This window comes from Saccharothrix sp. NBAS 001 (genome assembly GCF_056640475.1).
Window position 1 is genome coordinate 3,288,375 of record NZ_CM153251.1, and the last position, 23,119, is coordinate 3,311,493.

The following is a 23,119-nucleotide window of genomic DNA, read 5'->3' on the forward strand; positions in this document are numbered from 1 at the left end:
CGCACCGTTCCGCTCCGGCGCGGCGGACCCGGTCAATAGCATGGGAGCGTGAGTGATTCGTCCCGTCCGCCGGCGAAATCCGTCGTCGTGAGCCTGTTCGCGGTCGCCGCGACCGCTGTCGTGGCGGCGTCGGTGCTGACCGTCGTCGCCGTGGCGAAAGCCGGCCCGAGTCGCGGCAGCGCCGCCGAGTCGGGCGAACGGCCCTCCCCCACGCCGCGCGAGACCGGGCAGCCCCGGGCCACCGGGCTGCCGCTGTGCCTGGTCGGCTCCTGGGTTTCGGTCGAGGAGCAGGCGATGGTCAAGTTCTACAACGACGTCGACCCGATCCTGTTCTCCAGCAGCGGCCGGCGCTACGAGTTCCGCCCCGACGGGACCGGCACCGAGCGGCAGGACAACGTGACGCTCGTGGGCAGCTACCAGGGCAACGAGTTGAAGATCGTGGCCAACGGGACCAACGAGTTCAAGTGGAAGGCGACCGACAAGCAGGTCACCTACCTGGCCCGGACCAACACCAGCATCACGTACTCCTTCTACGACCAGCGGGGGCTGCTCGCCACCCAGCCGCAGGAGGCCAAGCAGGACCTCAACGAGGTGGACGACTACGCGTGCGAGGGAACCCAGGCCGCGGAGACGAACCCCTCCGGCTACCGGGCGCGCTGGGCGCGCACCGACGGAAGTGGAGTGTACGGCTGATGGCGCGGATGAAGGCTCTGCTCGGCGTGGCCGCGCTGCTGGCGTTGACGCCGCTGCCCGCCGGGGCCGCGCAGCCGTCCAGTCCGGAGGAGCGCGCCGCCGCGGTCGCCCGGCCGGCCATCGTGTACATCTCGGTCACCTGGCACGGCTGGGTGCGCGACAAGAAGACCGGCGAGGTGTTCGGCGGCACCGCCGGGTACGAGGTCAAGACCTCGTGCAGCGGCGCGATCATCAGCCCGGACGGGTTCGTCGCCACGGCCAGCCACTGCGTCCACACCGGACCGATGGGCGGCGGCGGTGCGCTGTTCGACGCCGCCATCGCGGACCTGACCAAGGCCGGCCGGGTGCGCGACGTGAACAAGGCGCGGCAGCAGTTCGCCGAGAACGGCCTCGCCGAGGGCTTCAACCCGGACAGCCCGGTGGACCGGCTGATCCAGGTGGAGCGCATGGAGAAGCGCGACAACGAGCAGGTGCGCGACGTCGCGCCGGCCACGGTGGTCGACCTGGTCGCGCCGGGCGACGGCGACGTGGCGGTGCTCAAGATCCCGCGCGCGAACCTGCCCTCCCTCGAAGTCCGCCAGGACCAGACCCCGGTCGGCACGCCGATCCTGGCCATCGGCTACCCCGGCTCGACGGACAAGACGGTCGACCCGAGCCTGGAGCCCAGCAACAAGAACGGCCAGATCTCCGCCAAGCGCACCCAGGGCGGGCGGCCCTTCTACGAGTTCAGCGCCGCCGCCACGCACGGCATGAGCGGCGGGCCGGTGGTCGACATGAGCGGCGGCGTGGTCGGCCTGATCAGCCAGGGCACGCCGGGCGAGACCCAGTCGTTCAACTTCGCCGCGTCCTCGCAGACGCTGTCCGACGTGGCGAAGGGCAAGGAGATCCAGGTCGGGATCGGGCAGCACGACGAGGACTACCGGACCGGGCTGGACCGCTTCTTCGAGGGCGACTACGACGGCGCGGCCACCTACTTCGCCGCCGCCCTGGCCGGTTCGCCGGGCAACCAGCAGGCCGCCGACTACCTCAAGCAGGCCACCGACAAGGGCGGCGTGCCGGGCAGCTCGCCGACCACGCTCCTGGTGATCTTCGCGATCGTCTGCGGCTGCGTCGCCGTGGCCACCGCGACCGCGGGCACCGCCATCGTGCTGAGCCGCCGCAAGCGCGCCGCCGCGCTCGCCGCACCGGCCGGGTACGCCGCGCCGCCCGCCGGGAACGCGCCGGCGACCCCGGCCGGCGGGTACCCCACCGCGACCCCGCCGGGCGGGCAGCCCCCGGCCGGGTACCCCGCCACTCCCGGCGGCGGGTACCCGAGGGTGTCGCCGTGGGCCGGCTCCGCGCCGCAGACCCCGCCGCACAAGCCGACGGCCGTGCTGCCGCAACCGTTCCCGACCGCCCAGGCCCCGGTCCCGCGGCCCACGCTGCGCGAGACCCCGCCCGCCGCGCCGCAGCCGACGCTCCAGGCCGCACCCCCGCCGCCCGCGCAGAGCCCGGCCGGACCGGACCACAACGCGCCGGCGACGCCGGACGGGCACCCGACCGTCACCCGACACGTCAAGGCGCCCGCTGCGGAGGACGCACCCACGGTGTCCACCTCCGCCCCGGACCTCTCGGCGCTACCAGTTGTTCTCGGCGCTGATCCACAGCGCGACGGCCAGCGCGATGCCGACCAGGTTGACCGGCGAGAAGGAAGCACCGCCGCTGATCACCAGTCCGATGACCAGACTCAGCCCCGTTCCCGCCACGTAGAGCCGGGGACCCCACTTGCGGGTCAGCCAGGCGCCGACCAGGGCGACGACGGCGACCAGGCTCATCACGGTGATGAACGCCGCGAGCCGTAGTTCGTCGTCGCCCCAGTCCCGGCCGTGGTCGATCTCGTCGACCATGCCGACCACGCCGAGCACCAGGGCGAAGACGTTGGCCAGGGACATCAGCACCAGCAGCACGACCACGCCCGCGCCCTTCCGGGGGCGCGGGCGGGCGTCGGGCAGTCCGGAATGGGCCTGGGACATGGCGAAGTCCTTTCACGACAGCGCGAAAGCCGCACCCCGAACAAGTCCGGAAATGGAATTCCGGACCTGATTCCCGGGTGCCGCAGGGGTTTTCTCGTTGGCGTGAAGACTATTGACCGGCGGGTGATTCCGGCGACCCCTCCGGGGGCGGAAAGTTCCGATTGCGCGCGATGCGCTCCACGTCGGCCAGATCGGCGGAGGTGACCAGCCGGACCTCCGCCGCGCGCCGGGCCACCGCGAACCGGATGTTCTGCAAGCGTCCCACGTGCGGTGCCAGGAACGGGTCGTCCGACACGCCGAACGCGATCGCCGAAATGGCCCGGATCGCGTCGTCGACCCGTTGCGGGCGCTGGAGGTTCCAGGTGTAGCCGTGCCACTGCCGCACGCGTTCGTAGATCTCCCGGTTCGACGGCGGGCGCGGGTAGTCGTCGCTGCCCGCCAGCCACGGCTCGCACAGCGCGAGCGCCACGAACCAGTCGCGGCCGCCGCGCACCAGGCCCGGCCCCTTCTCGGTGTCCAGGCCCTCCGGCAGGTCGGACAGCACCTCCGGGTCGGTCTCCACGTCGATGTTCACCACGAGGTCGGCGAAGCCCTGCCCGTTCTGCCGGCCGAGCAGCAGCACGAGCTGGTTCTCGCCCCGGTCCAGCAGCGCCGACATCGCGCGCGCCAGGATCACCCGGCGCGCGCCGCCGGGCGCGTCGAACAGGCTCGACAGCTGGGCCTCGCCCGCGCCCAGCCAGTGCAGCATCACCGTGTTCTCGCCGACCACCAGCTCGCCGACCAGCCGGGACACGTGCGCCGCGCAGTCCGGCAGGGTCAGCGCGATCCGGCCCGGCCCCGGTGTCGCGGCGGCGTGCGGGGCCCGACCGAACAACAGGGACTCGCCCGGCCGCAACACGACCGAAGCCATCCCGGAACCCCGCACCACCACGCGCTGCATCGCACCCTCTCCTCAGTTGGGGCAGGACGGCGGCGAGCCGCGGTCCTGCCCCAACGCGTTCCACTCCTCGGCCAGCGAGCCCCGGTCCAGCGAACCGCACAGCACCTTGACCCCGTTGCCGGTGTCCAGGTCCCACACCCTGGTGACGCCGTCCGCACCGCCACTGGCCAGCCGCGTGCCGGTCGTGTCGAACGCCACGTCGTTGAGCTGGTCCTCGTGCCGGTCCATCCGCGCCAGCGGCCGCAGGTTGACCGCGTCCCACACCCGGACGACGGTGTCCTGGCCCGCCGTGGCGATCATCTTGCCGTCCGGACTGTAGGCGACGCGACGCACGGTCGAATCACTGCCGGTCAAGGTGCCCACCTGGGCGCCGTCGCGGACCCGCCACAGCCGGACCAGGCGGTCGGACCCGGCGGTGGCCAGGGTGGTGCCGTCGGGGCTGAACTCGGCGTCGATCGCGATCCCCTCGTGACCCCCCAGGATGGTCATCTCCGCGCCGGGGTCGACCAGGTTCCACAGGCCGACCTTGCCCGCGGACAGCGTCACGGCCAGCGTCTTCCCGTCCGGGCTGAACGCGATCCCGTTGGGGTAGTTGGACTTGACCTCTTCGGAGGTGTTGCTGCTGTTGCGCGGGTTGTCCCGGGTGGGCCGGCGCTGCGGCGACTCGGCCAGGTTCGAGGCGTCGAGCAGCAGCAGCTCGTCGCGGTCCTCGTCCGACTTGACCGGGGCGCGCCCGCCGACCGCGATCCGCTGCCCGTCCGGGCTGAACCGGACGGCGGTGAACACCGTGCCGGGCCGGCTGAACCGGCGCAGCTCGCGGCCCTCGGCGCTCCACAGGACCACCGCGCCGTCCTCGCCGACCGTGACCAGCTCGGTGCCGTCCGGCTTGAACGCCACGTCGTAGGCCGCGCCCTTGTGCGCCTGCACCCGTTTGACCAGGTCGCCCTTGGCGCTGTCCCACACGTGCAGCACGCCGGCCCCGTCCACGGAGGCCAGCAGGTCGCCGCCGGGCTGGAACTTGGTGCCGATGACGGCCGCGGACCGGTCGCCGAGCACGGTCCGCAGCAGCGACCAGACGGTGATCTCGCCCGCCGAGTCCGCGCCGATCAGGGTGTGCCCGTCGCCGGACACCGCGACCCCGTAGGTGGTCACCGAGCGGGTGGCCAGCCGGGCGACCAGTGCCCCGTTGTGCGGGTCCCAGACGTAGACGCTGGTGCCGATGCCGCTGCCGACCACGGTCGAGCCGGAGGGGCTCCAGGTGACGGCGCTCAGCCCGCCCTCGGACGTGGTCAGGTTGAGCCGGGTGGTCCACGAGGTGGTGTCCCACAGCCGGAGCGCGCCGTCCATGGCGACGCTGGCCAGCGTGGTGCCGTCGGGGCTGAACGACATCGCCGAGACCATGTTGGTGTGCCCGGCGAGGGTGGCCACCAGCGCGCCGTCGGCGACCCGGTGCACCTCCACCTTGTCCTGGTCGGTGGTGGCGACCAGCCTGCTGTCGGCGCTGTAGGCCAGGAAGATCGACGGGGACGCCTGGAACGAGGTGATCTCGCTCCACGTGGCGGTGTCCCAGATGACGACGCCCTTGTCCATCAGGGCGGCGACGGTCCGGCCGTCCTTGGCCATCGCCACGTCGATGCCGGTGCCGGGCAGGCGCTTGACCATCTTGCGCTCCTCGACGTCCCAGATGGTCACCGCCTTCTGGGTGGGGTTGGCGACCGCGACCAGCTTGCCGTCGCCGGACATCGACACGGTCCGGTACCAGCCGCCGGAGCCGTCCAGCTCGGTGATCTGCCGGCGGCCGGGCACGTCGAACAGCCGCAGCTTGCCGTCCCGGCTGCCGGTGACGGCCAGGGTCGCGTCGCCGTTCATCGCCAGCGACGAGATGATGCCCTCGTTCGCGTCGATCCGGCCCCGGTAGCTGTCGGACTGGGCGGACAGCAGCGCGCTGCGGCTCTCCACGGTCTGCCCGGCCTGCCACGAGCCGAGCGCGAACAGCGCGCCGCGCCGGGGGTCGACGCCCCGGGTGGTGGCCGCCTCGGCGGCGAGCTGGCGGGACAGGTTGAGCTGCCGGGCGGCGTTGGCCTGGTCGCGCTGGTCGTTCGCGTCCTGCTGGAGCTTGATCGTCACCACCACCATGGCGGAGGCGACCAGCAGCAGCACGCTCAGCGAAGCGACCAGCACCCGCAGCCGGCGGGTGCGCTGCCGGGCGGCGAGCTGGCCCGCGTGCTCGGCGGCGTTGGAGCGGAACAGGAACTCCTGCTCGACGGGCTGGAGCCGGACCCGGTCGCGGGCGGTGTCCAGCCACGACGTGAGCGACGCCAGCCGCACGCCCCGGTAGAGGTCGTCGCCGAGCTGGCCGGACTCGGCCCACACCCGCACCGCGTCGGCGAACCGGCGGTGCTGGATCAGGCCCGCGCGGTCCTCGTCGATCCAGCCGCGCAGCCGGGGCCACGCGGTCAGCAGCGCCTCGTGGCTCAGCCGCGCGCCGGAGCCGTCCACGGTGACCAGGCGGGCGGTGATCAGGTGGTCCACGATCGCGGGAGCGGGCAGCTCGCGCGGGTCGACCCGGCGGCGCACGGCGGTGCCGTCGTCGAACACGGTCACCATGCGCAGCATCGTGTCCCGCAGGTACTGCCGGCCCAGCGGGTCGAGCCGGTCGTGGATCTCCTCGGCGGTGCGCGAGACCGCGCCGTCGATCCCGCCGACCCGCCGGTACGCGGCGAGGGTCAGCACGTTGCCCTCGCGGTGGTTCCACGTCTCGCGCAGGGCGTGCGCGAGCCGGGGCAGCGCGCCGGGGTCGTAGCCGATCTCGCCGCGCACGCCCAGGTCGGCGATGAGCCGCTCGGGCAGGCCGGGCTCGATCTCCAGGCCCGCGTCCCGGGCCGGGGTGACGATCGCCTGGCGCAGCTCGGTGGCGTCCATCGGGCCGAGCAGCACCGGCGCGGTCAGCGCGGGCCGCAGCGCGGCCAGTTCGATGCACCGGTCGACCAGGTCGGCGCGGACCGCGAGCACCACGATCGCCGGGGCGGCCGAGGTGAGCGCGGTGGCGTAGGCGACCCGGTCGGCCTCGGGGGTGCCGTAGGTGAACAGCTCCTCGAACTGGTCGACCAGGATGACCGGGCGCGAGGTCGTCGCGCCGACCGACCGGGCGCACAGCGCGCCGAACCGGTCGGGCGTCTCGCGGATCACCCGCGCCCACTCCTCCGCGCCGACCTGGGACCGGGCCGCCATCGCCAGGGCCAGGCCGCGGACGGGGTCCGGGCCGGGGGTGAGCACGATCTGCGGCCACTCCGCGTCGGACGCCTCGCCCGCGAGCGCGGGCAGCAGGCCGGCGCGCAGCACCGAGGACTTGCCCGAGCCGGACGCGCCGACCACCACCACCGGCTCGCCGCCGTCGACCTGCTCGGCCAGCCGCACCAGCAGGTCGGACACGACGTGGTCGCGCCCGTGGAACATGTCCGCGTCGGCCCGCTCGAACCCGCTCAGGCCCGGGTACGGGCAGACCGGGGCCTGCCCGAGCCGCCGGGTGGCGGGCCGGCGCGCGCCGGAGGCCCGGACGATCGCCTTGACGATCCGGGCCTGGTCGCGCTCCTTGGACGGGCCGACCAGGGTGGGCTTGGCCGACCGGGCGGTGTCGCCGGAGTAGGCGGCCTCCTCGGCGGCGGTGAGCATCGCGGTCACCGTCTCGAACCGGCGGGCGGGCTCCTTGGCCAGGCCGCGCAGCACCACGGCGTCCAGCGCCGGGGTGATCGTCGGCACGAACACCGACGGCGCGGGCGGCGGTTGCAGCAGGTGCGCGGCGACCTTGGCGGCCATGTCGTCCATCGGGTACGGCAGCCGCCCGGTCAGGCACTCGAACAGCACGCAGGCCAGCGAGTACTGGTCCGCGCGGCCGTCCACGAGGCCGCGCGAGAGCCGTTCGGGGGCCATGTAGTCCCACGACCCGATCAGGTCGCCGGACTGGGTGAGCACGGTCGCGTCCGACGAGGTCTCCCGGGCGATCCCGAAGTCCGCCAGGTACGCCTTGCCCGCGCCGTCGACCATGATGTTGGACGGCTTGACGTCCCGGTGCACCAGGCCGCCCTCGTGCGCGGCGTCCAGCGCCCGCGCCACCTGGCGCAGGATCGCCAGCGCGCGGTCCTGGTCGACCGAGCCCTGGCCGAGCATCCGGCGCAGGTCGACCCCGTCGATCAGCACCATGTCCAGGTAGAGCTGGCCGTCGATCTCGCCGAAGGCGTTGACCGGCACGATGTTCGGGTGGCTCAACGCGGCCGCGAGCCGTGACTCGCGCTGGAAGCGGGCCCGGAACTCGGGGTCGGTGCCCGAGGACGGCAGCTTCTTGAGCGCGATGATCCGGTCGTTGACCGTGTCGTAGGCCCGGTACACCACGCCCATGCCGCCCTGGCCCAGCATCCCGAGGATGCGGTACGGCCCGAAGTCCGGTAATTCGGCCCGGTGATCCGCTGCCATCAACGCCCCCTGTCTCGCGGTCGCACTACCCTACTGAGACACTTCGAGGGGGTTTCGGGTTCCCTGCTACTGGGCGGTCATCGGGGTGATCGCGCCGGCCGCCGCCAAAGCGCGGTGCAACGCCAGCTCGGAAGTAGCGCCTTCGGCCAACAGGATGCCGGTGCAGCCGCGCTGGTCGTCCAGGTGGGTGATCAGGTCGCCGGGCCGCGCGGTCGGGTACCACTGCGGCGACCCGGGAAGATCACCCAGTCGGTCGAGTCCGGACCAGCCGCGCAGCACGCCCGGCCGGTCGGGGTAGAGCAGCACGAAGCCGACCGCCGGGCCGCCGCGCGCGGCGAGCACCGGCTCGCGGCCCAGCGCCAGCGAGACCATCGCGGTGTAGACGTTCGTGCCCAGGGCGCGGCACAGCGCCTCGCCGACCAGCGCGCCGCCGATCCGGGCGTTGACCTCCACGACCTGCGGCCCGTCCGAGGTGAGCACGAACTCGGTGTGCGCGAACCCCTCGCGCAGGCCGGCGGCGGCCAGCACGTCGCCGATCCACGGCCCGAGGTCGTCCGGGAGCGCCACCGGGAACGCGGCGGCCTCCTCGCGCCGCCGGGGTTCGGGCGAGAGCTGGCGGCTGAACACGCCCAGCAGCCGGGTGCGGCCGTCCCAGGTCAGGGTCTCCGCGCTGTAGAGCGGGCCGGCGAAGTACGGTTCCGCGATCAGCGCGCCCCGCAACGCGGTGGTCGCCGCCGCGCCGAGCGCGCGGGCGAGTTCGGCGCGGTCGCGGACCACCCAGACCGCGCGGGACGACGTGCCGGACGAGTCCTTCACGACCAGCGGCAGGCCCAGCTCGTCGGCCACGTCCGGGGTGGCGGGCAGCGCGCGGCCCTTGCTCAGGCCCCGGTCGTGCAGCAGCGCCCGCACGGCGGCCTTGTCACGCAGCACGCGCACGGCGGCCGGGTCGGGTCCGGGCAGGCCGAGCCGGGCCGCGAGGTCCGCGCCGGGCACCGCCCAGGTGTCGGTGGAGCTGATCAGGCCGGCCAGGTCCGGCACGTCGCGCAGCGCCCGCTCGCAGGCGGTCACGTCGGTGGTGTCGACGTCCACCACGCGCGGTCGGCACCGGCTCAGCTCGTGGGCGTAGATCGACCGGTCGCCGGTCAGCAGGCACAGCTCGTGGCCCGCGTCCCGGGCGGCGTCGGCGAGCCGGCCCAGGCCGAAGGTGAGGGCTTCCAGCAGCACGATCGTCACGACACGCGGTCCTTCCGGCGGAGTTGGGCGGGCACCAGGACGCGGTGCTCGCGACGCCGCCAGTCCATCGCGGACCACGGCGGGGCCAGGTCGTCCAGCGAGTCGATCTCGACCGGCGCGAGGCCCGCCGGGTCGAGGGCCTCGCGGTGCCGGGCGAACACCCGCGCGGTGTACCGGTGGCCGGTGTCCGCGCCGATCACCAGGTGGGTGCGCGCCGGGTCGCGGGCGGCCTCCCAGCCCGCGACCAGGTGGGCGGCCCCGGTGGACAGGCCGGCGAACACGGCGTGCTCGCGCAGCAGGCCCACGGTGGCGGCCATCGCGTGCTGGAAGTCCAGCCAGTGCACGCGGTCGTAGAGGTCGTGCCGGACGTTGTCGAACGGGATGGCGCTGCCGATGCCCGCGATGATGGCGTCCGGGTCGGTGAACCGCTCGCTGCCGAACGTGACGCTGCCGAACGGCTGCACGCCCACCAGCCGCACGTCCGGGTCCTCGGTGCGCAGCTCGCGGGCCAGTCCGCCGGTCGACGCGCCGGTCCCGACGCTGCCCACCACGGCCAGCGGCCCGGCGGGCAGGGCCGCGCGCACCAGCCCGGCCAGCTCGGCGTACCCGAGGTAGTGCACCGGGTCGTGGTACTGGCGCATCCAGTGCATGTCCGGGTGCAGGTCGAGCAGTTCGCGCACGCGGGCGACCCGGCGGTGCTGGTCCAGCCGCAGGTCGTCGGAGGGCGGCATCTGGTCGACCGTCACGCCCAGGACCTCCAGCTGCGCCCGCATGGTCGCGTCGACGGTGGTGGACGCCACGATGTGGCAGCGCAGCCCGTACCGGTGGCAGGCCATGGCCAGCGCGAGCGCGTAGATGCCGCTGGAGCTGTCCACCAGCGTCTGTCCTTTTCGGACCGTCCCGTCGGCGAGCAGGGACCGCACCGCGCCCAGCGCCGCGTACACCTTCAGCGTCTCGAACCGGACCAGCACGACGTTGGGGGTCAACCGGATCAGCGCGGGAGTCTTCACCGCGTCGGTGACGTGCTCGTGCACGATCACCGCGCTCACCGGCCGATCGAGCGCAGGTACCCGGCCAGCGACTCGGCGCCGTGCGCGTTGCGCGGGCCGCTGACCAGGTCGCCGTAGGAGATGACGTGGAACCGGCGGTCGCGCACGGCGGGGGTGCGGGCCAGTTGCGGCGCGGACTCCAGGAACGCGATCTTGTCCTGCGCGGGCTGGTCGGCGTAGTCGACCACCACGATCACCTCGGGCTCGGACTTGACGACGGCCTCCCAGCCGACCGCGCCCCAGCCGTCCTCCAGGTCGGCGAACACGTTCACGCCGCCGGCCGCGGCGATGATCTCGTTCGGGGCGGCGTGCCTGCCGGAGGTGAACGGCTGGTCGGTGCCGGAGTCGTAGACGAACACCCGGACCGGCGGCCCGTCCCCGGGCGCGCCCGCCCGGACGGTCTCGAACCGGGTCTGCAACTCCCGCACCAGTTCGTCGGCGCGCGGCCGGACGCCGAAGATGTCGCCGAGGTTGCGCAGGTCGGTGTAGAGCGCCTCGACCGGTGTCGCGTCGGCCTTCGAGGTCGGGTACTCCCAGCAGGTCTCGGTGTGCAGGTAGCTGCGGATGCCGAGCTGGTCGAGCAGCTTCGGGGTGATGCCGCGCTCCTCGCTGAACCCGGAGTTCCAGCCCGCGATCACCCAGTCGGCCTTGGCCTCGACCAGGATCTCCTTGGTGACCCGCGAGGTGCCCAGCCGGGCGACCCTGGCGTAGTCGTCCTTCCACGGCGAGCCCGCGATCGACGGGTCGCCCAGGGAGTTCATGACGTAGCCGCGCATCCGGTCGGCCAGGCCGAGCGCGAACATCTTCTCGGTGCCGGACACGTCGTAGGAGACGGCGCGCTGCGGCCTCGGGTAGGTGACCCGGGCGCCGCAGTTGGTCACCGTGGCGGGGCCGGACGCCGTGCCGCCCTGGTCGGGTCGCCCCGGCGCGGCGGGTTCCACCTGCGCCCCGCAGGAGGCCAGCAGCACGGTGGCGGCCAGCAGGGCGGTGGTGCGGAACAGGGTCATGGCGTGGTCCCCTCGGAAGTCGTGCCGTCGACGGGCACGTCGTAGAGCAGTTGCGGAACGCCGGTCACCGGGTGGGCGACCGGGGTGACGTCGACGCCGAACACGTCGCGGACGGTGTCGGTGGTCAGCACCTCGGCGGGCTTGCCGCACGCGACGAGTTCGCCGCGGCGCAGCAGCGCGATCCGGTGGCAGACGGCGGCGGCCAGGTTCAGGTCGTGCAGGGCGACCAGCACGGTCAGCCCGCAGTCGCGCAGGAACCGCAGCAGCTCGACCTGGTGCCGCACGTCGAGGTGGTTGGTGGGCTCGTCGAGCACCAGCACGGCGGGTTCCTGCACCAGGGCCCGCGCCACCAGCACGCGCTGCCGCTCGCCGCCGGACAGGGTGAGCACGCCGCGCTGCCCGAGGTGCGTGATGTCCATGCGCCGCAACGCTTCCCGGCACAGCTCCCGTTCGCGCGCGGAGAGCCGGAGGTTGCCGCGCTGGTGCGGCGCGCGGCCCAGCGCCACCACCTCCTCGACGGTGAAGTCCAGGTCGGCCCGGCTGTCCTGGGTGAGCGCGGCGATGTGCCGCGCGGTGTCCCGCAACGCCTGGCCGGACAGGTCCGCGCCGTCGAGCAGCACGGCCCCGGACGACGGTTCCAGCGCCCGGTACACGCACCGCAGCGCGGTCGACTTGCCGCTGCCGTTGGGGCCGAGCAGCCCGACGACCTCGCCCGCGCCGACGTCGAGGCTCAGCGCGTGCACGAGCCTGGCCCCGGTGACCTCCACCGAGACCTCGTGCAGCGACAGGGGCAGCGGCCGCATCACCGGCCTCCGAACGCGTAGCCGCGCCGGCGCATCACCACGAGGAACACCGGCACGCCGATCAACGCGGTGATCACGCCCAGCGGCAGTTCCTCGGGCGCGAACAGGGTCCGGGCGACCAGGTCGACCCACACCAGGAAGCACGCGCCCGCCAGGGGCGCGATGGCGAGCACCCGGCGGTGCCCCGAGCCGACCGCCATCCGCACCACGTGCGGCAGCACCAGCCCGACGAAACCGATCGCGCCGCTCACCGCGACCAGCAGCCCGGTCACCACGGCGGTCAGCCCGAACAGCCACCGCCGCAACCGGTCCGCGTCGGTGCCCAGGCTGGCGGCGGTCTCGTCGCCCATCGACAGCACGTCCAGCGTGGTCCCGTTGCGCAGCAACACGACCACCGCCACCACCACGGCGACACCGGCCAGCGGCAACGACGCCCAGGTGGCCGCGCCGAGGCTGCCCAGCAGCCAGAACAGCACGGTCTGCGCGGCCTGTCCGTTGGGCGACAAGAACACCAGCACGCTCATCACCGCCTGGAAGGCGTAGGCCAAGGCGACCCCGGTCAGCACCAGCCGCAGCGGGGTCAGCCCCAGTCGGCTGCGCGCCGCCAGGTACACCAGCGCGGTCGCGCCCAGCGCCCCGAGGAACGCCGCCGTCGACAGCGCCAGCACGCCGAGCGACGCGAACAGCCCGAACACCACCACCGCGGTCGCCCCGACCGACGCCCCGGACGAGATCCCCAGCACGAACGGATCGGCCAACGCGTTGCGCACCAACGCCTGCACCGCCACCCCGACGACGCTCAGCCCGGCGCCGACCACGGCCGCCAGCAGCACGCGGGGCGCGCGGACGTGCCAGACGATCGAGTAGTCGGTGACCTGGTCCTCCCGGATCGTGCCGCCCGTGACCGCTTTCCCCAGGTATTCCAGGACATCGGGCAACGGCACGGTCGTCGGCCCGAGCGCGATCCCGACCACCGCGGACACGGCGAGCACCGCGCACAGCACCGCCACGGGTGCGACCAGGCCGCCCGGGGCGCGCTCCGGCCCGGGTTCGGCGAGCAGGCCCACCCCGGCCTCAGCCAGCCCGGACGCCGCGCACGACCAGCCGCCGCGCGTGGTTGTCGTAGGGGGACGCGTCGAACCCGCCGAAGCACTCGACCTCGACGAACCCGGCCGCCTCGAACAGCGCCCGCAGCTCGGCGGCGCTGTAGAGCGCGCACAGGATCGTCTTCTGCCGCACGACCTCGCCGCGCACCAGCGTCCAGTCGGTGCGCAGCCGGGTCCAGTCGTCCAGGACGGTGTCGCGCATGAACACCGTGCCGCCGTCGACGTCCACCGCCTGCGGGCGGCCGACCCACGACGCCAGCACCTCCTTGCCGAGCACGTCGACCACCAGCCGCCCGCCGGGCGCGAGGCTCCGCAAGGCGTTGCGCAGCACGGCGAGGTTGTCGCCGGGGTCGGTGAAGTACCCGAACGACGTGTACATGTTGACCACCAGGTCGTAGCGGTCCGGCTCGACGTGCTCCAGCATGTCGGCGTGCACGAACCGGGCCCGCACACCGGCCCGCGCGCACGCCGCGCGAGCGCGGTGGAGCATGGCCGCGCTCAGGTCGACGCCGGTCACGTCCGCACCGGCCCGTGCGAACGGCACGACGTGCACCGCCGGTCCGCACGCCAGGTCCAGCACCCGCGCGCCGGGCGCGACCTTGAGCAGCGGCGAGGAGGCGACCAGTTCGGCGGCCTCGTCCTCGCGGCGGGCGGGGAACATGACGTCGGCGAACCCCACCCAGAGGTCGTCGTCCTCGTACCAGTGCATGGCCCTCCGCCCGTGCGCGACACCGTTCCCGGTGTACGAGTCGGGAGGAGGGGCCGGTCAGTTCCCGGCGGTCACGAATATTTCGGCTTCCCGCACCATCATCGCCGCGACCAGCGCCGACAACGTGATCACGCCGAAGGCCACGGCCGCGCCGGGGTAGCCCGCGACGCCGAGCCCGACGCCGCCCAGCGCCGCACCGGCGAACGTGCCGACGCTCATCGCCGCGCCGTTGACGCCCAGCGCCGCACCGCGCGCGCCGCCGCTGCGCCGGACCAGCAACGTGACGACGCACGCGGCGGCGGCCGCGTGACCGGCCCCCAGCAACGAGGTCAGCACCAGCGCGAGCCCCAGCCAGGGCGCGAAGAAGACCGCCACGACGGCGACCAGGGCGAGCGCCAACGACCCCACCAGCAGCCGGCGCGCGGACACCCGGTCCGCGCCGAGCAGCCGTCCGGACAGCAGGTTGCCGAGGAAGAACGACGTGCCGCTGAGCGTCCAGACCAGCGCGAACTCCCCCGGTGTCAACCGGAACCGCTCGTCGTAGAACGCCGCCAGGTAGGACAGGTACCCCATGAACGCGGCGGTGCGCAGCATCGCCACCGCGAACACCGGCCGCAGCCCGGCGAGTTCGCGGAACGCCGCCAGGTACCCGGTGTTCGCCCGGCCCTGCGGCGCGGCACCGGGTGTGCGGAACAGCGCGACCGCCAGCACGCCGGACAGCACCGCGATCGCGACCAGGTCGCCCCGCCACCCCCACAGCACGGCGGGCAGCGCGACGACCGGCGCGGCCAGCATCGCCGTCAGCGACTGGGTCGCGGTCACCAGGGTCGCCGCCCGCCCGGCGACCGGGCCGTGGCCGAACCGGTCGGCCGCCGCCGCGCCCAGCGCCGGGTTGAGCACCGCCATGGCCGTGCCGACCAGCAGGCAGAACACCACCAGCGCGGCGAACCCGCCCAGCGCGCCGACCGCCGCCGCGATCCCGAGCACCACCAGCCCGACCGCCGCCGCGCGCAGCCGGGCCACCCGGTCCAGCAGCGGGGCGAGCAGCGCGCCGACCGCGAGCGCGGCCAGGCCACCGAGCCCGCGCAGGCCGCCGACCACGGCGACGTCGCCGCCGGTGTCCCGCGCGATCGGCACCAGGAACGTGCTGAACACCGTGAACGGCAACAGGGTCACCGCCGAGGCGAGCAGCACCGGCCACAACCGCCGGGCCATCGCCAGGTCGCCGACCGGCCGCTGCGGGCCCTCCTCGCTCACCACGATCAACTCCCCCGCTCCGCCGGGAACTTTCGCACACCGCCGGCCGACTCGTCTTCAGCGACGGCTCCCCTACCGGATCGGCGGTCCCGATGACCCGCGCGTACCCGTTCCGCCCGCCCGAGCGGCTCGACCTGGAGCCGGAGTACGCCGACCTGCGGGCGCGCGAGCCGGTCAGCCGGGTGCGCCTGCCCTACGGCGGGGAGGCGTGGCTGGCGGTGCGGCACGACGACGTGCGGCTGGTGCTGTCCGACCCGAGGTTCAGCCGGGCCGCGCTGCTGGGCCGGGACGTGCCGCGCACGTCGCCACGCCGGCTCACCGACGCCACCCTGCACACCATGGACCCGCCGGACCACAGCCGGCTGCGCGGGCTGGTGGCGGCGGCGTTCGCGCCCCGCCGGGTGGCCGCGCTGTCCGCGATCGCGCAGCGCGCCACCGACGAGCTGATCGACCGGATCGAGGCGCAGGGACCGCCCGCGGACCTGGTGGCGGGCCTGGCGGTGCCGCTGCCGGTCACCGTGATCTGCCACATGCTCGGGGTGCCGGTGGCCGACCAGGACCGGTTCGCCGAGTGGATCGACGTGGCGCTGGCGACGACCGCGTTCCCGCCGGAGGAGATCCACGCGGCGTTCGCCCGGCTGAAGGACTACCTGGCGGCGCTGGTCGCGGCCCGCCGCGCGGAGCCCTCCGACGACCTGCTGGGCGCGCTGGTCGCGGCCCGCGACGGGGAGGGGCGGCTGGGCGAGGACGAACTGGTCGTGCTGGGCGTGACCCTGCTCTACGCGGGGCTGGAGACGACCTCCAACCACATCGGCAACTTCGCCTACAACCTGCTCACCCACCCCGATCAGCTGCGGGCGGTGCGGGACGACCCGGGCCTGCTGGACCGGGCGGTGGAGGAGCTGTTGCGGTTCACGCCCACGGTGACCTCGGCCGGGTTCACCCGGATCGCCACCGAGGACGTGCCGCTGGGCGGGGTGGTGGTGCGCGCGGGCGAGGCGGTGCTGGTGCAGCTCGACGCGGCGAACCGGGACGCGGCGGTGTTCGCCGAGCCGGACGCGCTGGACGTGACCCGCGCGGCCAACCCGCACCTGGCGTTCGGGTTCGGCCCCCACTTCTGCGTGGCCGCCCGGCTGGCCAAGGCCGAGCTGCGGATCGCGATCGGCACGCTGCTGCGCCGGCTGCCGGGTGTGCGGCTGGCCGTGCCGGCGGACGGGCTGCCGTGGCGGCGGGGCCGGATGGTGCGCGGTCTGGACGCGCTGCCGGTCACCTGGTGAGCGGTGCCTCGAAGTGCCCCAGCCAGGTCGTGAGCAGCCGTTCCAGGTGGTGCGCGTCGGCCGGGTCCAGGGCGTCGAGCAGGCGGCGCTCGTTGGCCATGTGCTCGGTGAACGCCTGGTCGATGACGCGCTTGCCCGCGTCGGTCAGCGCCACGACGCGGCGGCGGCCGTCGGCGGCGGCGGCCCGGCGGGTGACCAGGCCGTCGCGTTCGAGGCGGTCGATGCGCTTGGTGATGGCCCCGGTGGTGACCATGGTGTGCAGGGCGAGTTCGCCGGGCGCGCGCTCGTAGGGCGCGCCGGCGCGGCGTAGCGCGGCGAGCACGTCGAACTCGCCTTCGCCAAGGCCGTGCCGCCGGTAGACCACGGCCAGCTGCTCGGTCAGCGCGGCGGCGAGCCGGTGCAGCCGGCCGATGACGCCCTGCGGCGAGACGTCCAGCTCCGGTCGTTCGCGCGCCCACTCGGCCTGGATCCGGGCCACGTGGTCCTGGTGTCCGCTCACCCCACGACAATATACCTTCCACGGAAGCTATATTGCTTCCATGGAAGCTACCACCCGGTGGGCGCTGGTCACCGCGGTCGCGCCGATCGCCTGGGGATCGACCTACTACGTCACCCACCAGTTCCTGCCCGCCGACCAGCCGCTGTGGGGCTCGGCCCTGCGCGCGCTGCCCGCCGGCCTGCTCCTGCTGGCGGTCCGCCGGGAACGGCCGCGCGGCGACTGGTGGTGGCGCGCGGCCGTGCTGGGCACGCTCAACATGGGCGCGTTCTTCGCGCTGGTCTACGTCTCCGCGCAACTGCTGCCGACCAGCCTCGCGGCCACGATCATGGCCGTCTCGCCGGCCGCGATGATGGCGGTGGCCTGGCTCGCGCTCGCCGAGCGGCCGCGCGCGCTGTCGGTGGTGGGCGCGGTGGTCGGCATCGGCGGCGTGGTGCTGATGCTGGTGACCGGGATCGGCGCGGTGGACCCGCTGGGCGTGGCCGCGTCGGCCGCCGCCATGCTCCTGTCGGCAACCGGGCACGTGCTGACCAAGAAGTGGGCGACCGACGCCGACGTGCTGTCGGTGACGTCGTGGCAGCTGATCGCCGGCGGGCTGGTGCTGACCGTTGCCGCGGTGGTGGTCGAGGGCGGCCCGCCACCGCTGACCGCGAGCGGCGCGGCCGCGTTCGGCTACGTCTCGGTGATCGCCACGGCGGTCGCGTTCAGCGCCTGGTTCACCGGGCTGCGGCACCTCGACGCCGGCACGGTCGGGCTGATCGGCCTGCTCAACCCGGTGACCGGCGTGGTGCTCGGGATGGCCGTGGCGGGCGAGCCGCTGACCGCGCGGCAGGGCTTCGGGCTCGCGCTGGTGCTCGTCGGCGTGCTGCTCGGCCAACCCGCCGCGCGCCGGTTCCTGGGCCGGCGGGAGTCGAGGCCCGTTCCACGCGCCTGAGCACCCGGACCCCTTGCCGTTGACTCCGCCGGACGGCGTGTTTATAACTGTCCCGACCACGGGTGTGTGCCGCGACACTCGACCCCTTGCCCGGAAGGGTGTCCTCGGCATGAGGAAACGTCTCGCAGCGGCGGTCGTCGCGGTCGTCTGCGCCACCGCCCCCGCCGCACCGGCCCAGGCCGCGGCGGCCGGCGTGACCGCGCGGTTCAGCCAGGACTCGGTGTGGAGCACCGGGTACGGCGGCAAGTTCACCCTGACGAACACCGGCGACGCCGACAGCACCGGCTGGGTGGTCGAGTTCGACCTCCCGTCCGGTTCGGCGGTCACCAACTCGTGGAACTCGGTGCCCACCCGGACCGGTCAGCACTTCCGGTTCGCCAACGCCGGGTCCAACGGGAGGATCCGCCCCGGCGGCACGGCGGGATTCGGCTTCAACGTCACCGGGCTCGGCGTGCCCACCGGGTGCACCGTCGACGGCGCGCCGTGCGCGGGCGGCGGCCCGGCCCCCGACACCGACGCGCCGAGCACGCCCGGCCTGCCGCTCGCGACCGGTGCCACGTCGAGTTCGATCTCGTTGCTGTGGCAAGCCTCCACGGACGACGTCGGGGTCGCCGAGTACCAGGTGCTGCACGGCTCGACCGTGGTCGCCACCTCCACCACGACCTCGGCGACGGTCGGCGCGCTCACCCCCGACACCGCCTACGCCTTCACCGTCCGCGCCCGCGACGCGGCGGGCAACACCTCCCCGGCCAGTTCCCCGGTCGCCGCCCGGACCGCCCCGGCCGCCGGCGGGTCCACTGTGGACGTCTCCACGGCGGCGCAGCTCCAGGCCGCGCTCGCCGCCGCCGCGCCCGGCCGGACCATCCGGCTCGCGGCGGGCGTGTACCGGGGTTCGTTCGTCGCCACCCGGCCCGGCACGTCCGCCGCGCCGATCACGCTCACCGGCCCGGCCGACGCCGTGCTGGTCAACGACGGCCCGTCCGGCGACGCGCCGGGCTGCCCGGCACCGACCCCGGGCTGGGACCCCGGCTACGGCCTGTGGCTCTACGACGCCCCGTACTGGAACCTGACCGGGTTCACCGTGCGGGAGTCCAAGAAGGGGATCGTCGCCGACAACTCGCACCACACGGTGATCTCGCGGGTGTCCGTGCACCACGTGGACGAGGAGGGCGTGCACTTCCGGCGCTCGTCGGCGGACAGCGTGCTGCGCGACTCGACCGTCACCGACACCGGGCTGGCGCAGCCCGGCTACGGCGAGGGCGTCTACCTCGGGTCGGCGAACTCCAACTGGGCCTGTCACGGCAACTCCGGCGGCGTCGACCGCAGCGACCGGGTGCAGGTGCTGGGCAACCGGATCGGGCCGAACGTCGCGGCCGAGCCGATCGACGTCAAGGAGGGCACGTTCGACGGCGTGATCCGCGGCAACGCGTTCGACGGCAGGGGGATCTCCGGGCAGAACTCCGCCGACTCGTGGATCGACGTGAAGGGCGTGGGCTACCGGATCGAGGGCAACACCGGCACCTTCGGCTCCCCCGGCACGTTCGCCAACGGCTACGAGACGCACAACCCGGCCACCACCCCGTCGTTCGCCAACGGGTGCGGGAACGTGTGGCGCGACAACCGCTCGGACCTCGGCGGCGTCGGCCAGTACGCCATCAAGATCACCTCGGTGTCGAAGTGCGCCGCCCTGCCGAACGTGGTGCACGCGTCCAACACGGTGACCCGCGCGCTCAACGGGCTGACCAACGGCCCGGTCACGCCGTGACGCCCCGGCCGCCGCCCGACGCCGGCGAAGCGGGGACGTCCGGTCCCCCTCGTGCCGGGACGCCGAGGAGTCCCGGGTTGGTCCGTTTCGGGGCACGCCGACCGCGGACCGGGCGCTAGCTTGGTGGTCATGGCGCATATCGACTTCGGCGTGGACGAGTCCCTGTTCCCCGGCATCTCCGGCCCGATGCGGTTCCGGCCGGAGACCGCCGGACCGCTCAACCAGCTGGCCGAGACCCTGCTGCGCGCGCCGCACTCCCTGCCGCAGGGCGAGCGCGAACTCATCGCCGCGTACGTGTCCGGGCTCAACGAGTGCGCGTTCTGCTGCGAGTCGCACTCGGCGTTCGCCGCCGCCCAGCTCGACGACGGGCTGGCGCTGGTCAAGGAGGTCCGCAAGGACCCGTACGGCGCGCCCATCTCGGACAAGCTCCGGGCGCTGCTCAAGATCGCCGCGGCGGTGCGGGAGTCCGGCCGCAAGGTCACCACGCTGCTGGTGGACGAGGCCCGCGCCGAGGGCGCGACGGACCTGGAGATCCACGACACGGTGCTGATCGCGGCGGCGTTCTCGATGTACAACCGGTACGTGGACGGTCTCGCCACGCTCGCGCCCGAGGACCCGGCGGTCTACAAGGAGGCGGCGCAGCGGATCGTCGAGCACGGCTACGTCGCCACGCTCACCGACTCGCCCGCCCCGTAGCGGTCCGCGGGCGGTGCCGGCCTCCGGACCGGCACCGCCCGGGTTTCACCAGCCGAGCGGGACCACCTCGGCGGCCGAGGTCCACGGCCCCCGGTCGCCCGCCTCGCTCAACGCCCGCAGCCGGACGTACCGGGCGGCGACCGGCCACAGCCGGACCGTCTTGGCCGCCGCGTCGTCGGCGAACGCGCCGGCGGCGACCGCGCCGCCCCAGTTCGCGCCGTCCTGGCTGACGTGGACCTCGTACCGGCCGATCCGGCCGTTGACGCCGCCGTCCTGGCGCGGCAGGTAGGTCAGCCCGGTCACGGTCCGCGCGCGCCCGAGGTCGAGCCGCACCTCGTGCGGCAGCGGGTCGGTGCCGCCGGACCACCTGGTGTGCCACATGGTGTCCGGCCGGCCGTCGGCCGCGTTCGCGCCGGCCCCGTTCGGACCGCTCTCCTGGCTGTCCACGTGGTCGACCGCGCAGTCCAGCCGTCCCGACCCCATCACCGGGTCGCTGGTGCTCTCCGCGCCGGTCTCCACGTGCCCGGCGAACCGCCGCGCGAAGCCGTCCGGGCCGGTCGCGGTCAGGTCGTACCAGCCGTTCATGCCGCCGCCCACGGAGAACCAGTCCTCCGCGCCGCCGCCCGGCGGCACGGTGTAGGTCCACGGCCCGCCGCCCCGGTTGTCCGTCCGCACGGTGAGCGTGCAGGGCTTGCCGCCGGTGTTGGTCATGGTCAGCCAGACCACGCCGTCGCCCTGGCGCAGCACCACCTCGGGGTTGGCGTTGCCGGACGTGGTCGCGGTGACCCGGTTGCCCGCGAACCGCCGCAGGAAACCGTTGGGGCCCAGCACGTCGAGGTCGTACGCGCCGGTCGGCGCGCCCGCCTGCCAGTAGTCGGCGAGGGATTTGCCGGCCTCGACCGTGTAGCGCCACGGGCCGTCGGTGCGGAACGCGTTGGCGTAGACGTAGAAGTGCGCGCCGGCCGTGCCGGTGTTGCGGAAGTCGATCCAGAACCTGTCCGACGCCACCCGCCCGGACACCGTGAGCCGGTACGGCAGCGGCCGCGCGGTGCGCACGCCGGTCTCCACCACCGGCATGGTCTGCGCGGCGGGGGGTTTCGGCGAGGTCGGGCGGCTTCCCCCGGTCGGCACGGGCGTGGGCAGCGGCGGGTAGGCGGTGTTCGGGGCGGCGGTGTCCAAGGCGGCGGTCAGGTCGCCGCACACCGCGCGCCGCCACGGCGAGATGTTCGGCTCGGCGACCCCGGTCCACTTCTCCAGGAACCGCAGCACGGAGGTGTGGTCGTAGACCTCGGAGCACACCTTGCCGCCCCGGCTCCACGGCGAGACGACCAGCAGCGGAACGCGTTGCCCCAGGCCGATGGGCAGCCCGCCGTAGATCTCGTCGGTCGTCGCGGCCGTGGACAGGCCGTCCGAGGTGGACACCGGCGGCGCGGGCTGCGGGACGTGGTCGAAGAACCCGTCGTTCTCGTCGTAGTTGAGCAGGAACACCGTCCGGTTCCACACCTCGGGCTTGGTCGCCAGCGCGTCGAGCACCTGCTTGACCAGCTCGGCCCCGGTGTTGGGCCCCCAGTCGGGGTGCTCGCTCTGCGATTCCGGCGCGACCACCCACGACACGGCCGGGAGCCGGCCCGCGTTCACGTCCGCGCGGAACGCGGAGGCGAGCTGACCGGGGCGGCGACGGGCCAGGCCGCGGTCGTAGAGGGCGCGTTCGGCGGCGGTGAGCGTCGCGACGCCCTGGTCGAGCTGGGCCAGCAGTTCGTCCCGGCGGGCCGGGGCCGCCGAGGTGACGTCGTAGTAGAAGTACTCCAGCTTGGTGAACGGCCGGCCCGCCGAGTCCTTGGTCCTGGCCAGCGCCTTGCGGCCGACGGCGAGGAAGGTGGCGAAGTAGTCCAGCGAGTTGTCGCCGTAGTTGTCCCACTCCTGGTAGACCTGCCACGACCGGCCCGCGAGCTGGAGGCGTTCGGCGTAGCTGGTCCACGTGTAGCCGGTGTGGCCGGGGTTCTGCCAGCTGTCGTTGCCGATGGCGCGCTTGGTGGTGCTGCCGGGCTCGTAGCCGATCGTGCCGGAGAACAGGTAGAACCGGTTCGGGTTGGTGGGTCCCGCCTCGGAGCAGTGGTAGGCGTCGCAGACGGTGAACGCGTCGGCCAGCGCGTGGTAGAACGGCAGACCCGCCCGGTCCAGGTAGGTCATGGTGCGGACGCCCTTCTGCGGGATCCACTGGTCGTGCCGGCCGTTGTTCCACGCGGCGTGCCCGTCGGCCCAGCCGTGCGGGGTGCCGGACATGAACTCGTCGCCGATCCGGTAGGGCAGCACCTCGCCCGCGCCGTCGGGCTGGCGGAACACCGGTTTTCCGTTGGGCAGGGTGATGGCGGTGGGGTCGGCGAAGCCGCGCACGCCGCGCAGGGTGCCGAAGTAGTGGTCGAACGACCGGTTCTCCTGCATGAAGACGACCACGTGCTCGATCGTCTCCAGACCGCCGGTCGGCGCCTCCATCGCCAACGCCCGCTGGAGGCTCACCGGCAACAACGCGAGACCGGAGCCGGCGGCGGCCGCTTTGAGCAGGTCACGACGCTTCATCACATCTCCTCGTCCAGGCGTGGGGCGGCGCGGGGCGATGCTGACTGCGCGAAGTTAAGCAGAAGTGACTTCTATCGAGCAATAGTGCGCATAGT

At 73.8% G+C, this 23,119-nt stretch carries 17 protein-coding genes; 6 read left to right on the forward strand and 11 right to left on the reverse strand.

What is annotated here, in order from left to right; genetic code table 11:
- The first annotated feature begins 48 nt into the window (after nucleotides 1-48).
- Together AC0HI0_RS13885 and AC0HI0_RS13890 are read left to right on the forward strand one after the other, a co-directional pair.
- Nucleotides 49-693, forward strand: a complete 645-nt coding sequence (locus AC0HI0_RS13885) for a hypothetical protein (RefSeq protein ID WP_480932755.1) — start codon at nucleotides 49-51, stop codon at nucleotides 691-693.
- On the forward strand, nucleotides 693-2,534 hold the full coding sequence (locus AC0HI0_RS13890; RefSeq protein ID WP_480932756.1) for a trypsin-like peptidase domain-containing protein: 1,842 nt from the start codon (nucleotides 693-695) through the stop codon (nucleotides 2,532-2,534). Before AC0HI0_RS13885 ends, AC0HI0_RS13890 begins: the two co-directional genes overlap by 1 nt.
- Nucleotides 2,535-2,814: 280 nt before the next feature.
- On the opposite strand, the gene AC0HI0_RS13895 is transcribed toward AC0HI0_RS13890, so the two are convergent.
- From AC0HI0_RS13895 to AC0HI0_RS13935, 9 genes are all read right to left on the reverse strand, one after another.
- On the reverse strand, nucleotides 2,815-3,645 hold the full coding sequence (locus AC0HI0_RS13895; RefSeq protein WP_480932757.1) for a hypothetical protein: 831 nt from the start codon (nucleotides 3,643-3,645) through the stop codon (nucleotides 2,815-2,817).
- Between the two features lie 12 nt (nucleotides 3,646-3,657).
- Complete coding sequence (locus AC0HI0_RS13900) at nucleotides 3,658-8,115, reverse strand: nSTAND1 domain-containing NTPase (RefSeq protein ID WP_480932758.1); 4,458 nt, start codon at nucleotides 8,113-8,115, stop codon at nucleotides 3,658-3,660.
- Nucleotides 8,116-8,181: 66 nt separating this feature from the next.
- Nucleotides 8,182-9,348, reverse strand: a complete 1,167-nt coding sequence (locus AC0HI0_RS13905) for an ATP-grasp domain-containing protein (RefSeq protein ID WP_480932759.1) — start codon at nucleotides 9,346-9,348, stop codon at nucleotides 8,182-8,184.
- A complete protein-coding gene (locus tag AC0HI0_RS13910) occupies nucleotides 9,345-10,397 on the reverse strand; it encodes a pyridoxal-phosphate dependent enzyme (RefSeq protein WP_480932760.1) in 1,053 nt (350 codons plus the stop codon). Before AC0HI0_RS13910 ends, AC0HI0_RS13905 begins: the two co-directional genes overlap by 4 nt.
- Nucleotides 10,394-11,404 carry an ABC transporter substrate-binding protein gene (locus AC0HI0_RS13915; RefSeq protein WP_480932761.1) on the reverse strand — a complete coding sequence of 337 codons (1,011 nt, stop codon included), beginning with the start codon at nucleotides 11,402-11,404 and terminating at the stop codon, nucleotides 10,394-10,396. The genes AC0HI0_RS13910 and AC0HI0_RS13915 overlap by 4 nt, the downstream gene beginning before the upstream one ends.
- On the reverse strand, nucleotides 11,401-12,207 hold the full coding sequence (locus tag AC0HI0_RS13920; RefSeq protein ID WP_480932762.1) for an ABC transporter ATP-binding protein: 807 nt from the start codon (nucleotides 12,205-12,207) through the stop codon (nucleotides 11,401-11,403). Before AC0HI0_RS13920 ends, AC0HI0_RS13915 begins: the two co-directional genes overlap by 4 nt.
- Complete coding sequence (locus tag AC0HI0_RS13925; RefSeq protein ID WP_480932763.1) at nucleotides 12,207-13,274, reverse strand: FecCD family ABC transporter permease; 1,068 nt, start codon at nucleotides 13,272-13,274, stop codon at nucleotides 12,207-12,209. The genes AC0HI0_RS13920 and AC0HI0_RS13925 overlap by 1 nt, the downstream gene beginning before the upstream one ends.
- A gap of 7 nt (nucleotides 13,275-13,281) precedes the next feature.
- Complete coding sequence (locus AC0HI0_RS13930; protein ID WP_480932764.1) at nucleotides 13,282-14,022, reverse strand: class I SAM-dependent methyltransferase; 741 nt, start codon at nucleotides 14,020-14,022, stop codon at nucleotides 13,282-13,284.
- A 57-nt stretch (nucleotides 14,023-14,079) separates the two neighbouring features.
- Nucleotides 14,080-15,282, reverse strand: coding sequence for an MFS transporter (locus AC0HI0_RS13935; RefSeq protein ID WP_480932765.1), 1,203 nt, complete (start codon nucleotides 15,280-15,282; stop codon nucleotides 14,080-14,082).
- Nucleotides 15,283-15,371: 89 nt separating this feature from the next.
- Between AC0HI0_RS13935 and AC0HI0_RS13940 the strand changes: the two genes are divergently transcribed.
- Nucleotides 15,372-16,556 carry a cytochrome P450 gene (locus tag AC0HI0_RS13940; RefSeq protein ID WP_480932766.1) on the forward strand — a complete coding sequence of 395 codons (1,185 nt, stop codon included), beginning with the start codon at nucleotides 15,372-15,374 and terminating at the stop codon, nucleotides 16,554-16,556.
- Here the strand turns inward: AC0HI0_RS13940 and AC0HI0_RS13945 are convergent.
- Nucleotides 16,546-17,055, reverse strand: coding sequence for a MarR family winged helix-turn-helix transcriptional regulator (locus AC0HI0_RS13945; RefSeq protein WP_480932767.1), 510 nt, complete (start codon nucleotides 17,053-17,055; stop codon nucleotides 16,546-16,548). The genes AC0HI0_RS13940 and AC0HI0_RS13945 overlap by 11 nt on opposite strands.
- A 40-nt stretch (nucleotides 17,056-17,095) precedes the next feature.
- Here AC0HI0_RS13945 and AC0HI0_RS13950 point away from each other — a divergent pair, with 40 nt between their 5' ends.
- The 3 genes from AC0HI0_RS13950 (at nucleotide 17,096) to AC0HI0_RS13960 (ending at nucleotide 20,447) form a co-directional block, all read left to right on the forward strand.
- Nucleotides 17,096-17,986: a DMT family transporter gene (locus AC0HI0_RS13950; RefSeq protein WP_480932768.1), complete on the forward strand. Its 891-nt coding sequence runs from the start codon at nucleotides 17,096-17,098 to the stop codon at nucleotides 17,984-17,986.
- Nucleotides 17,987-18,095: 109 nt separating this feature from the next.
- Nucleotides 18,096-19,751: a cellulose binding domain-containing protein gene (locus tag AC0HI0_RS13955; protein WP_480932769.1), complete on the forward strand. Its 1,656-nt coding sequence runs from the start codon at nucleotides 18,096-18,098 to the stop codon at nucleotides 19,749-19,751.
- A 129-nt stretch (nucleotides 19,752-19,880) separates the two neighbouring features.
- The gene (locus AC0HI0_RS13960) at nucleotides 19,881-20,447 is read left to right on the forward strand and encodes a carboxymuconolactone decarboxylase family protein (RefSeq protein ID WP_480932770.1); all 567 of its coding nucleotides are present in this window, start codon (nucleotides 19,881-19,883) and stop codon (nucleotides 20,445-20,447) included.
- Nucleotides 20,448-20,492: 45 nt separating this feature from the next.
- On the opposite strand, the gene AC0HI0_RS13965 is transcribed toward AC0HI0_RS13960, so the two are convergent.
- Nucleotides 20,493-23,024 (reverse strand): phosphocholine-specific phospholipase C, encoded by a 2,532-nt coding sequence (locus AC0HI0_RS13965; protein ID WP_480932771.1) that lies wholly within the window; start codon nucleotides 23,022-23,024, stop codon nucleotides 20,493-20,495.
- Between the last annotated feature and the right edge of the window lie 95 nt (nucleotides 23,025-23,119).